This is a genomic window from Acinetobacter sp. NIOH-H-8, from assembly GCF_046635365.1.
GTDB lineage: Bacteria > Pseudomonadota > Gammaproteobacteria > Pseudomonadales > Moraxellaceae > Acinetobacter.
In genome coordinates this window covers 1-11,652 of sequence record NZ_JBHDVN010000001.1, presented here as the reverse complement: position 1 = coordinate 11,652, position 11,652 = coordinate 1, and the positions used below count along the sequence as shown (strand labels likewise).

General features: G+C 42.3%; 9 protein-coding genes, 1 pseudogene and 1 other annotated feature. Of the genes and pseudogenes, 4 read left to right on the top strand and 6 right to left on the bottom strand.

Annotated features, from left to right (window positions below):
• The first annotated feature begins 89 nt into the window (after positions 1-89).
• Positions 90-362 (top strand): hypothetical protein, encoded by a 273-nt coding sequence (locus ACEWB7_RS00050; RefSeq protein WP_034705466.1) that lies wholly within the window; start codon positions 90-92, stop codon positions 360-362.
• Between the two features lie 255 nt (positions 363-617).
• A complete protein-coding gene (locus ACEWB7_RS00045) occupies positions 618-1,790 on the top strand; it encodes an iron-containing alcohol dehydrogenase (RefSeq protein ID WP_159123511.1) in 1,173 nt (390 codons plus the stop codon).
• A gap of 144 nt (positions 1,791-1,934) precedes the next feature.
• On the opposite strand, the gene ACEWB7_RS00040 is transcribed toward ACEWB7_RS00045, so the two are convergent.
• Positions 1,935-2,996, bottom strand: a complete 1,062-nt coding sequence (locus tag ACEWB7_RS00040; protein WP_159123512.1) for an RNA-guided endonuclease InsQ/TnpB family protein — start codon at positions 2,994-2,996, stop codon at positions 1,935-1,937.
• A 235-nt stretch (positions 2,997-3,231) separates the two neighbouring features.
• The gene (locus ACEWB7_RS00035; protein WP_159123513.1) at positions 3,232-4,413 is read right to left on the bottom strand and encodes a helix-turn-helix domain-containing protein; all 1,182 of its coding nucleotides are present in this window, start codon (positions 4,411-4,413) and stop codon (positions 3,232-3,234) included.
• Between the two features lie 201 nt (positions 4,414-4,614).
• Between ACEWB7_RS00035 and ACEWB7_RS00030 the strand changes: the two genes are divergently transcribed.
• Positions 4,615-6,126 carry an aldehyde dehydrogenase family protein gene (locus ACEWB7_RS00030; protein ID WP_125278538.1) on the top strand — a complete coding sequence of 504 codons (1,512 nt, stop codon included), beginning with the start codon at positions 4,615-4,617 and terminating at the stop codon, positions 6,124-6,126.
• A gap of 172 nt (positions 6,127-6,298) precedes the next feature.
• Here the strand turns inward: ACEWB7_RS00030 and pnuC are convergent, their stop codons facing one another.
• From pnuC to ACEWB7_RS00010, 4 genes are all read right to left on the bottom strand, one after another.
• A complete protein-coding gene (gene pnuC / locus ACEWB7_RS00025; RefSeq protein ID WP_034705460.1) occupies positions 6,299-6,868 on the bottom strand; it encodes a nicotinamide riboside transporter PnuC in 570 nt (189 codons plus the stop codon).
• Positions 6,869-6,896: 28 nt separating this feature from the next.
• Entirely contained in the window at positions 6,897-9,077 is a 2,181-nt protein-coding gene (locus tag ACEWB7_RS00020) for a TonB-dependent siderophore receptor (RefSeq protein ID WP_159123514.1), read from the bottom strand.
• A gap of 40 nt (positions 9,078-9,117) precedes the next feature.
• Complete coding sequence (locus ACEWB7_RS00015) at positions 9,118-10,323, bottom strand: phosphotransferase enzyme family protein (protein ID WP_159123516.1); 1,206 nt, start codon at positions 10,321-10,323, stop codon at positions 9,118-9,120.
• 299 nt (positions 10,324-10,622) lie between these two features.
• Positions 10,623-10,949 carry a hypothetical protein gene (locus tag ACEWB7_RS00010; protein ID WP_004779940.1) on the bottom strand — a complete coding sequence of 109 codons (327 nt, stop codon included), beginning with the start codon at positions 10,947-10,949 and terminating at the stop codon, positions 10,623-10,625.
• Between ACEWB7_RS00010 and ACEWB7_RS00005 the strand changes: the two are divergent.
• Positions 10,936-11,652: pseudogene (locus ACEWB7_RS00005) on the top strand (IS3 family transposase); the annotation flags it as partial. The gene ACEWB7_RS00010 and the pseudogene ACEWB7_RS00005 sit on opposite strands and share 14 nt — an antisense overlap.
• Positions 10,948-11,064: a sequence feature (AL1L pseudoknot), on the top strand. Its footprint overlaps the pseudogene before it by 117 nt.

Here is an 11,652-nt window from a genome sequence, read left to right as displayed (position 1 = left end):
TTGTTACACCAGAAAATTACCCCTATTCAGCAAAAGGCGGTCAATAAAATTCACGCCAAACTAAAAGTTACGCAACAGGAATCATCAACATGATATGGATTGCAGTGATCGGTCTGCTTTGGCTGAGCTGTTTTGGGTTTTATGCGGTAAGTGCAAAGCAGATCCTAAAAACCCGAAAATCTCGGTACGCTTTTTTAGCGAATTTTCCTACGTACACTAAATTCGCAGCAGGTATTTTCTTATTCGTCGCAATGGTTTTATTACGGACCCGGTTTAGCTCCAGTATCAGCTTTGTGGCTCTATGGGTATTTCTAAGCCCTGTACTGTTTATCTTTATCTTAAAAATGAATAAAGCATTTTAGTATTTATTTAAAATCAGAAAGTAGCAAACAGCCTAGTGCGCTACTTACATGCCCTTTATTGAACCAATCTACCCAGTATCTGCTAAACCTTGCCAACCTACTTTTAAATATTTCAGATTCATTATTTTGGCTAGAATCAAAAATTTAAATTGGTAGGTATTTGGTAGGTAGGATTCTTTTTAACTTCATCCAATACTCATATTACGGTGAGGGTCACCGATAAAATAATCAATGAATGGTAGAAGGAATCACGCCATGGCTTTTAAAAATATTTCAGATCAAACTAACGGTTTTTATATTCCCTGTGTTTCACTTTTTGGTCCCGGCTGTGCTAAAGAAATCGGGATAAAAGCACAAAATTTAGGTGCCAAGAAAGCGCTGATTGTAACTGATGCGGGGCTGTTTAAATTTGGTGTTGCAGATGAGATTGCAAATTATTTGAAAGAGGCGGGTGTTGACAGTTATATTTTCCCAGGCGCGGAACCCAATCCAACTGATATTAACGTGCATCATGGAGTTACAGCTTATAATGAAAATGCCTGTGATTTTATTGTATCGTTAGGTGGGGGTTCATCACATGACTGTGCCAAAGGCATTGGCCTAGTCACTGCAGGTGGCGGACATATCCGTGATTATGAAGGGATTGATAAAAGTACCGTCCCGATGACACCACTGATTGCAATCAATACTACGGCAGGGACAGCTTCGGAGATGACACGTTTCTGTATTATTACCAATACCGATACCCATGTGAAAATGGCGATTGTAGATTGGCGTTGTACACCACTCATTGCGATTGATGACCCTAAACTTATGTTGGCCAAACCTGCAGGGCTGACTGCGGCAACAGGTATGGATGCCTTGACGCATGCAGTAGAAGCCTATGTGTCTACAGCAGCAAATCCAATCACTGATGCCTGTGCAGAAAAGGCGATTACCATGATCAGCGAATGGCTTAGCCCGGCAGTGGCGAATGGGGATAATCTGGAAGCACGGGATGCCATGAGCTATGCCCAATATCTTGCCGGAATGGCCTTTAACAACGCCTCTTTAGGATATGTGCATGCGATGGCACATCAGCTCGGAGGCTTCTACAACTTGCCGCATGGTGTTTGTAATGCAATTCTGCTCCCCCATGTTTGTGAATTTAACCTGATTGCTTGTCCTGAACGTTATGCCAAAATTGCGCAATTGATGGGGGTGAATACAGAAGGCTTAACCGTAACTGAAGCAGCTTATGAAGCGATTGGCGCCATTCGTCAGCTTTCGGCTTCAATTGGTATTCCATCTGGGCTGACGGAATTGAATGTAAAAGAAGCTGACTTGGCCATCATGGCGGAAAATGCACAAAAAGATGCCTGCATGTTGACCAACCCACGTAAGGCCAATCATGCTCAAGTGGTGGATATTTTTAAAGCGGCAATGTAATGCCTTCCTGTAAGTCATCTCTCCAATCATCTGACTTACATTTTTAGCAGCCCCTGTTTCGCTTTCTAAGGAAGTATGCCAAGAGAAAGAACCCATTTTTCTGCTCTTGGCTGATCCTTCCCCCTTCTTGACATCCTCTCCCCCTTAAAAGAAGGAGATTCCTACTGCTAGACGCTTATGCCCAAGCGCAAGAATGTTCAATGCGGAATTTAAATCCCGCTGCCAGACTGTACCGCAACTCTGGCATGTCCATTCTCTTATTCTAAGATCAACCCTACCTTGCGGACTACTGCTTGATATTTGCTTGCAGCACGAGCAGATCTGGGTAGTATAGGCTTCATTGACTTCCTCAAACATTACCCCTGCGTTCTCGCATTTATACTTGAGCATTGTTTTAAGTTTTGAAAACCCTGTATCTAAAACCGATTTTGCCATTTTAGTTTTTACAAGCTTTTTAGCACTCAGGTCACCTACAATAATCAGTGCATTTTCCCTCACAAGTTGGGTACTGGCCTTGTGCAAATGGTCTTTACGACAGTTTGCAATTTTGGCGTGTAATGCACGAACACGCTTTTTATTTCTCGCTCGTTGAGCAATTCCTAATTTCTGCTCGTACTTGCGATAGAACTTGGGATTGGAAATGACTGTACCATCAGAACAGGTCGCAATATCTTTTAAGCCAAGATCAATACCAATCGCTTTCGTTACGGTTGGTTTGGCTTGCTTAGGTGAATCCACCACCAGGCAGACATACCAGCGACCACGACTATCCTCAAAAAATGAGCCTGTTTTAATGCGGTATTGGCTTAATCCGTAGCTGTCCCATAGCTTGAATTGGTGCTTACCGTATTGAACAGATCCATCAGCAGATTTGATGGCTACCTTTTTAAAGGGTATCCAACCAAGAGAGCGCCTTGCTGATTTCTTGTTACTTACACGCCATTTTAGCTTTGCTTTTTTGAATTGCTTGCGTCTTGTTACTAATTCTTCTGTCACAGCCTGAATGGTTTGACTATGTAGGTTGCATTCTTTAGATGCGCCTTTTGTGTATTTCGCTACATCGTAAGCTGATAGAAATTCACCTTTTCTTTTTAAATGTTTAAACCCTAAATCATTGACATAATTCCAGACAAAGTTTACCTCAGATGCTAATTGGTCTAGCATCTTGCAATGTTTGTCTCTTATACGTAATTTAAGTGTTTTCATGGGCTTATATTAGCTCATGTTAAATTAAAGGTGTTGATTTTAAAAAAATCCAACGACATTTCATGTCGTGTCGCTTATCTCTCTGCCCTGAAGGACAGCACTTTACACTCCATTTGATAAAATTTTAAAATCGGATTCAGGCTAAATTGATAAGCTAACCCGCAGTAAGCAAAGATGATGCTCCATATTCCAGGATTTTGCTGTTTTAGCCTTCTACCGATCGATGCTCCGGCTTTTAAAGATTTTTATATTTTAACAGGGTTTGATGGACAGGATGGGTTTTGGGCATCAGCTCAATCAGGCGTTCTACCGCATCAATAGCTTCAGGGAAATGTGCCACATGTTTCAGCAACACATCGGTTTCATTTGCTTTGAAAATAGCATCACTTAAACGTGATTCCAGACAATCGCGCCAAGCACATAAAAATGGACTTTCTGTTTTGGCCAGAAATACACCGGTACACAACTTCAAGGCGGAATCAATATATCCAGCATCCAGAGATTGCTCTGTCAGTAAAAAGTCAGCCTCTACATGCGCCAGTAATCGATAAGGTCTAGAGCCAAGCATGCCACCCAATATATCGCGCAGCTGCGACATTTCTGCTTTTAGAGTACCGATACTGACTTTACGTTCACCATATAAGGCCTGATGCAAGGTGTCCAGACTCAGACCCTGCGGGCATAAGGCTAGAATAGTCAGAATTTCAATCTGGCGAGGAGTAAGTACTAAAACTTTACCATTAAACAGTACTTGTGGCACTGTAAAAGCCCGGATAAATAAGCGCTGTTTTTGACATTCCTGCAAGGCAGACTGAATGATTGTGGCACAGCGCTCAGCAGCCAACAGTGCCAAACTATTATGCTTTTGCCAAGTGGTAGAAAGGTCAATGACACCTAAAACCTGTTTTGAATAGGGATCAATAATCGGAGCGGCGTAACAAACCCAATCATGAATCGAGGACATGTAATGTTCACTGGAAAAGACACAGCTAGATTGTTGAGTTTTTAAGGACAATGCCAGTGCATTAGTTCCGACTAGCTCTTCACGCCATTGCCCTCCTTCAATAAAGTGTACACTTTCTGCAGCACTTTGCATTTGTGGGCTAGAGGCTGCCCAAATGATGGTACTGCCGATATCTCCAACCGCCAGCACCATAGATGACTGTTCAGCAATATGTTTTAAATCCTGTGCACAATGGCGAAGTGCGTGGGCTAAAGTTGAAGAAGAGGCAGTCTTTTTTACATCTGTCAGCGGTGCTGCTAAACGACTCTTAGGGATTTCGGCCGAAGATGAACGTTGCCAAGAGCTGGCAATACTTTGTTCCAGTTGCTCTGCATGCAAGGGAGACAAACTGCTGCTTTGCCGAAACTGATCAGCATCGCGCCTTTTCTGCATCAAATCTTGTTTTGTCATCATTCCTTATTCTCACAACAATTCATGATTTACATCCGCTGTAATCGTTATTTTTTAGATGGATCGAAAAGAGTGTAAACCTGCTTCACTCCAACCTTTCTCCAACCTTATACCAGTTATGTTAATCAAATAGCGTACATAAGTACCTTATACCAAAGCTGTAGAAGCAGTTTGGTCACACGAAAATAAGCAAAGGAAATACATATGCGTTACGTCGATCCTAATCAACCTGATTCAAAAGTTCATTTTAAAGCACAATACGATAATTTCATTGGTGGCGAATGGGTCACTCCGGTCAAAGGTGAATACTTTGACAACATCTCTCCGGTAGATGGCAAAGTCTTTACCAAAGTTCCGCGTTCTTCTGTAGAAGACATTGAATTGGCCCTGGATGCAGCGCACAAAGCCAAAGAACAATGGAACAGAGCATCGCCGACCACCCGCTCCAATATTCTGTTGAAAATTGCCGACCGTCTGGAACAAAATCTGGAAATGTTGGCTGTAGCAGAAACCTGGGACAATGGAAAACCGATCCGTGAAACGCTGGCTGCCGATATTCCACTGGCCATTGACCATTTCCGTTATTTTGCCGGCTGTATCCGGGCTCAGGAAGGTGGCATTTCCGAAATTGATGAAGATACTATCGCCTACCATTTTCATGAACCGCTTGGTGTAGTCGGACAAATCATTCCCTGGAACTTCCCGATTTTGATGGCCGCCTGGAAACTCGCGCCAGCCTTGGCTGCAGGCAACTGTATTGTGCTGAAACCTGCAGAACAGACTCCGGTCAGTATTCTGGTGCTAGCTGAACTGATTCAGGACATTTTGCCGCCGGGCGTGTTGAACATCGTCAATGGCTACGGGGTCGAAGTCGGCCGTCCACTGGCGACCAATCCCCGTATTGCCAAGATTGCCTTTACCGGCTCGACTGCCGTCGGCCAAATGATAATGCAGTATGCAACTGAAAATATTATTCCGGTAACGCTGGAACTTGGCGGTAAATCACCAAACTTGTTCTTTGCCGACATTATGGATCAGGAAGACGATTATCTGGACAAAGCTCTGGAAGGCTTTGCCATGTTTGCCCTGAATCAAGGTGAAATCTGTACCTGTCCGTCCCGTGCCTTGGTACAGGAAAGTATTGCCGATGAATTTCTGGCGCGTGCAGTAGAGCGGGTGCAACGGATTAAGACTGGTCATCCGTTAGATACCGACACCATGATTGGTGCGCAAGCCTCACAGGAACAGCAGGACAAGATTCTGGGTTGTATTGCCACTGGCCGTGAAGAAGGCGCACAGATCCTGACCGGTGGTGAAGCACGTCATGAAGTGGGTCAAGGTTTCTATATTGAACCGACCATCTTTAAAGGCACCAATGACATGAAAACCTTCCAGGAAGAAATCTTCGGGCCTGTACTGGCTGTGACCACCTTCAAAGACTTCGATGATGCGATCAAGATCGCCAATGATACGATTTATGGACTCGGTGCCGGTGTCTGGTCACGCTCAGCGCATACCTCTTACCGTGCAGGCCGTGCTATTCAGGCAGGTCGGGTCTGGACCAACTGTTATCACATCTACCCTGCCCATGCGGCTTTCGGTGGTTATAAAAAATCAGGGATTGGGCGTGAGAATCACAGAATGATGCTGGATCATTATCAGCAGACTAAAAACTTGCTAGTCAGCTATTCGACCAAACCAGCCGGGTTCTTTTAAGAAGTGAAATAAAAGCGAACTTCGGTTCGCTTTGAATGTATGGTAGCTAGCTTTCACAAAATATCAGCAACATCTTCAAGCTGCGACCAATTCAAATAAAGTTTTTAGTCTATAAACACTTTTTTTAAAGGAAAGAGCATCACCTCAAATTTCTATTTGCAATAGTGTCATTTCAAGATAATTTCACTCTATAAAGATTTCGCCACATCCTCCAGCCATTTAGTGCAAGAAGAATAAAGAGAAAATAGAGTACGGCTGTTAAATACAATGATTTATGGGTGTACATACCGACATAAATCACATCTAGAACACACCACAAGCCCCAGCTTTCAATATATTTTTTTGCCGCCCAATAACTTGCCACCAAGCTAAAAGAGGCCAACATGGAATCCAACCAAGGGAGTGATGCTGTGGTGAAATGAGCAAATAAGGCGCCAATCACCAGACCGGCGACAATACCCACAATCAGGCTATATACCCAGATTTTTTTATTCAAATAGCCAATCTGCACGGTGATAGCCTGGTCATGATTTTTCTTCGACCAGCTATACCAGCCATACAGTTGCATCAAGATAAATACGGCTTGTAATGCTGCGTCTGCAAATAAATTGACACGATAAAAAATAATCATATATAAAAATACAGCGACAATATTCACCAACCAGCAGACTTTATATTGTTTGGAGGTCAGCCAGACACCTAAAACGTTTAAAATGAACGCTGCAATTTCTATATTTTCCATAGCAATATAACCTGATTAAGCAGCCAATTTAGAAGTTCAGATTGAATGACAAGGTTGCTGTACGCGGCGAACCCAAGAATAAATAATCATCACCCAAAAATTCACCTGCATCACGCCAGTATTTCTTGTTGAACAGATTATTAATATTCAAGCGCAGCAATGCATCGGTCGTATTTAGCTTAAATTGATAAGCAGCGCCTAAATCAACCACACTATAACCTGCAACTTTCGCAGCACCCTCTTTGTTGGCATATTTGCTGGAACTGTATTGACCACCTGCCAGAATAGTGAAACCTGCAATGCTCGGTACGTTATAGCGAAGATGTGTTGCGAAACGAGCTTTTGGCACGTTTTGCGCCTGATGATTACCATATTCAACCGCTTCCACATTTTCTAAACGGGCTTTGGTCAAGGCTAAAGATGAAGTTAAGGCCAGATGGTCGGTTAATGCACCATTCAGTCCTAATTCCAGGCCCTGACTATGCTGTTCGCCTTCCGCAATAAAATAGCGAAGTCCTGAAATCGGCTTGCTATATTGATTGTCCTGACGTAAATCAAAAACGGCTGCAGTCAACAGGAAATCATGGATCTGTTGTTTGAAACCAATTTCATATTGCTCTGAATAGATCGGTGCTAGAGTTTCAGCCGCATTCTCTGCAAACCAAGGCGCTGTTTTTCCATCTGACAGGCCTTTAGCATACGAGGCATAGACGGTAGTCGATTCCAAGGGGCTATAGCTGATCGCAAATTGCGGTAAAAATTTGCCTAAATCAGTATCGCGGACTTTTACCCGATCTGCATCATATGCTTGTTCATCCAGCTCGATCCATTTTCCGCCAATCAAAGTGGTCCAATGTTCATTCCATTCAATACGATCAAGAAACGTCAATGCAGTTTGTTTACTGTCTAAAGCTTTAAAATAAGGACCTAGATTTCCTTCTTCTGGGATCCTGTCGTAGGTATCTTGGTAAATATTACCAACATAGTCTTCTGAATTTATGTACTGGTTTATACCGTTGTAACGATTTCTAGATTTATCGGTGTAAGTCAAATCAAAGTTAAGGTGATGTTGTACCCAATTGGTATCAATCACCCCATCCAATTTGACTTTAAATTGATTGGTTTTAAAGGTGTCATCCGGATTACGAAAATCATAAATATCATACTCGCCAGCTTTACCAAACGTGTTACAGGAATACTCTTCCAGACAGCCTTCCCGATAATAACCATAAGCAAAGCTTGAATAGTCATCAACTCTGGATTTACTGTGTGCTGCAACGAGTCCCAGGTTCCAGTCACTATTCAAAGCATAGCTATATTTTAAACTGCTATTCAGACTATCGATCGTGACCGGTTTGCCCCAAGTCTGATAACCCAGCAATCGATCCCATTTCACATTTTCTGGGACTTTGCCATCGAGTAATTGATAACCTGGCACTGATTTTTGTTCGGAACGCTGTGCTTCAAGATCAAGTTCTACTTTGGATTGCGCTGATATCTTCCAATCCAATGCCAATGCCGCTAAATAGCGTTCACCCTCCACATGATCGACATAAGAATCCATCTGTTCATTCACCAGATTGATGCGATATCCGAATTGTTGCTCATCACCCCAAAAACCACCTAGATCAGTTGCCACTGAAAACTGTCCATGTTGATCAGCAGAGAATGTCAGGGCCTGGATATCTTTAGGTCGCTTGGTGACATAATTGACCACACCACCCGGGGTCGACATACCACTTTGAATCGCGGAAATGCCTTTTAAAATTTCCACACGTTCTTTGTTTTCAAGTGCAACATTTTGTTCACCACGAATCACATTGCCATTAATGAGGTAGCTTGACGCCAAATCGAGTGCAAAGCCACGCGAGACAAAGTTTGGATAATAGCCAATTGCAGCATAGCCCTCACCGATGGCTGCATCATTTTTTACCACATCGCTCAGCACACGAGCATGTTGTTCAGCAATGAGATCGGCAGTCAAGATAGAAACTGATGCAGGTATTTTTTGCAAATTCTCCGTACCAAAACCTTCAATATTCACTTTGGTACTCGAGTAAGGAATGCTTTGATCGGCTGTGATAACAATCGTGTCAAGCTTTTGAACATCGTCTTCAGCATAAGTCAGCGGGACTAAACACAGCTGCGACAGAATGATCATATTTAAAGATCGGATTAATACATTCTGTTTGAGTTGACGAGTGTTCATACGAAACCTTATGTCTGTGAAGTGGGTGATGATGCTGGGTTTAGAGAGAGCATTGAGAAGATTGCAATTCATCTTGAATGAGCCGGGTTAAGGTCTGGGTAAATTGTTGACCTTGTTCGCCAAAGAACCAGTCCACATGACCGATAATCCAGTCGTAATAAGCAGCATCTGCATGTTGCTGGTTTTGAGTAATCCCAACAAAATACTCCAGCTCTGAAAAAGCGAAATCCAAATGCACGATTTTCAGTAGTTCTGGCAAAATACTAAAATCTTCTTGTGGATGTACTTCAGAAAAATAAGCATGTAGAAAGGCAGTTAAACCAGCTTCATCAATCTGAATATGTGGGCTCTGCTCTAATTCCAACCAATCAATGAAATTACGTTCAATCGTCACAGCCAGATCATAAAGTGCAGAGTTTCGGTCAGATAAACCAAAATCAATTACGGCAGTAATTTCAGCTTTGGCATCCGGCGCTGACCAGAATAGATTAGAAGCGTGTAAATCGTTATGGGTCCAAATTTTGCTTGCCTGTTGCAATACAGGCTGAATACGCTGGTGAACCTGTAAGATTCGATCTAAAAAGTAAGGATCTAAATTTTTATCGGCAAAATAACGGCTTAATTCTGAACTGTTTGCAATGCGCCGTTGAATGGCTGTAATGATATTTTCACTGTCTAAAAGCTGCTGATTGGAAACCAAATAAGATGCTGATCTGCCCTGCTGTTCGGGAAAATCCTGCATCGCCATATGTAACCTTGCCAGTAATTGCCCCGCTTTCGCAGCATGTTCAGCATAGAAAAAAGGTTTCCAGGATTGCTGATCTGCATACAGATCTAAGCCGACTGCTTTTGCATAGACTTCATAGGTCCAGTCACCTAGCTCTAAAGCAGTCAGACCTTGATTTGAGCTAATCAAGGCTGCAACAGGAATTTCTTTGCTAGCTAAATGCTGAAGAACAGCATGCTCCTGTAAAATATCGCGGGCACGACGAAAGGAACAATGGCTGCGCTTAATCAAATACTGATGCGCGACTGCTTCATCCCTGATCACAAAATCCTGCTCCACCTTGACCAGAGCCGCAGATGAAAATGGCCGGGGACTATACCACAAAATCTCAAAATGACCTTGTAAACAGGAATAGTGCTGCTGCAGGCTTTGTAATTCTGGATCAGAAATATGTGCCCAGTCTTTATTTTCCCAGGCATTGCCCATACCATGACCTAAATCATTGGTAATTATGGTCATCATCACTATTCCTGAGCTAGATCATTATCTAATAATGGAAAATCATCGTTTAGGCGAACATGCAAACAGTATTTTTAAATACATTTAATATTGAAGACACGCCTTAAAATTAAGTGGTACATACCAGTATTAAATTGAAGGCAAGTTTAGCCTTATAAATATAAAAATAGAATAGATCTCTCGCATAAATCAAAAAATGATCTTCTTTTTGGTTAATATTCGAACTACAGATTTCTTAGCATTCGCGCATAATCTGCGGATGAAATATATCGATTCAAACAAGCTTTCTTATCCTCAGTTCAAGCGATAACGTAGTTTTGAAATGTACCGTAATTCATTTTCATGACTTCACTAAGTAGCTCTTTAAATCCCTGTTTATCAGCAGCAAATTCTACCAGTGATTCATTGTTCAGATCAGTAACACATGCCATGGTCGAAATGACCTGTACACTATGAGCTTTGAATAACCCTCTCAAAATTTCATTTGAATGATTTTGGTCTTTAATGAAGTTCTTTAACGGCTCAGCAGGGATTGCCCAAGTATCGAAGTCTTTCATCTGTATCTGACGAACTTCAATGTCATTGATTTTGATGCTCCGATTCGTTTCTAGAAAAAAATCATTCATATTTTTTCGCCCAGGCGGAGCTCGACCGCCCACACAAATAATGGTGGATTTCATCCATAACAATAAGGCGTTATATGGTGTTGATGCGATTTGTAGGATTTTACCGATCGCTGCTTCAACCTATTACCGGACTTTAGATCTCACAGTAAATCCAGAACATCGAGCGAAACGAGATTTACATGAGGTGCATCATGCTGAGGAGATTAAGCGAATTTGGAAAGAAAGTTCAGGTCGATACGGTGTGCGTAAGGTCTGGCAACAACTGAAACGTGAAGGCTATGTTATCGCACGTTGTACAGTTGCTCGATTGATGCAAAAGTTAGGTATACAAGGTGTTTGGCGTGGTAAGAATAAACAAACCACCCGTAACCGAGATGATCAAAAAAGAACAGATGATTTAGTGAAACGTAATTTTAATGCTGATCATCCTGACCCTTGCGAAGCAGTGCCAAGGTCGATGACTTCACGTATATTCAAACCAATTCAGGTTGGGTCTATATCGCCTTTATTATTGATGTCTTCTCACGAGCAATTGTTGGATGGAAAGTATCAACACGTATGAATACAGATATGATACTCGATGCACTTGAGCAAGCATTGCACGATCGAGGCATGCCAAAGAATGTGATTCATCATTCCGATAGAGGTGTTCAATATCTTTCTATTCGCTATACCAATCGTTTAGAAGCTGCAAATTTACGAG